The organism is Spirosoma fluminis, from assembly GCF_054778895.1.
This window is the reverse complement of record NZ_BAAGZD010000047.1, coordinates 1-1,151: the sequence shown is the minus strand read 5'-3', so window position 1 is coordinate 1,151 and position 1,151 is coordinate 1. Positions and strand designations below refer to the sequence as shown.

Below are 1,151 nucleotides of genomic sequence, written 5' to 3'. Positions count from 1 at the left end.
CCAACGGCTGTACGGCAGCGACCACCACCACGGTGGTCAGTGACACGGCGCTGCCCACCGTCACGGCCAGTGTGAGCAATGACCTAAGCTGCACAGCCCTGACGGCCACCCTCAGTACGACGGCTAGTCCAGGGGTGACCTACCAGTGGAGCAACGGAGCGACCACGCCAAGCATCTCGGTGAGCGTGGCGGGTACCTACTCGGTGACGGTGACAGCTCAGAACGGGGCTACGGCTTCAGTGATCTCGGTAGTGGCTAGTGATACAGCAGTACCGGTGGTGACCGCCAGCGTGAGCAACACCTTAACTTGTGGGCAGCCAACCGCTACCATCAGCACCACGGCTGGTCCAGGGGTGACTTACCAGTGGAGCACGGGTGAGACCACGGCCAGCATCTCGGTGAGTGCGGCCGGTCCGTACTCGGTAACGGTGACCAACGCTAACGGCTGTACAGTTGCCACTACCAGCACGGTGGTGAGCGATACGGTCGTGCCGCAAGTAACGGCTTCGGTGAGCAACACCCTGACAGTGGTTCAGCCCACGGCGACCATCAGCACCACGGCTAGCCCAGGCGCTACCTACCTGTGGAGCACGGGTCAGACCACCCCAACCATCTCGGTAAGTGTAGCTGGTACCTACTCGGTAACGGTCACTTCAGCCAATGGCTGTACGGCTACAACCACGACGGAGGTCGTCAGTGACACGGCTCCACCAATGGTCACGGCCAGTGTGAGCAACACCCTGACCTGTACCCAACTGACGGCTACGATTAATACTAACACCACACCGGGTGTTACGTACTTGTGGAGCACGGGTGAGACGACCGCTTCGATTTCGGTGAGTGTAGCCGGCCCCTACTCGGTGACTGTGACGAGTGCTAATGGAGCTACGGCTACGACCACCACCACGGTGGTCAGTGACACGGTTGCCCCTGTCCTGACGGCCAGTGTGAGCAACACCCTGACCTGCGCCCAGCCCACGGCTACCATCACGGCAACTGTTGATCAGGACAACGTTACGTACCTGTGGAGCACGGGCGAAACCACTTCAAGCATTGTGGTCAACACGGCCGGTGCCTACTCGGTGACGGTGACGGGAGCCAACGGCTGCACGGCGGCTACGACCAGCACGGTGGTGAGCGATACCGTGGTG

The 1,151-nt window shown here is 61.2% G+C and carries 1 pseudogene; it reads left to right on the top strand.

The features are described from left to right. Positions 1-1,151: pseudogene (locus ACYVBJ_RS28290) on the top strand (hypothetical protein); the annotation flags it as partial.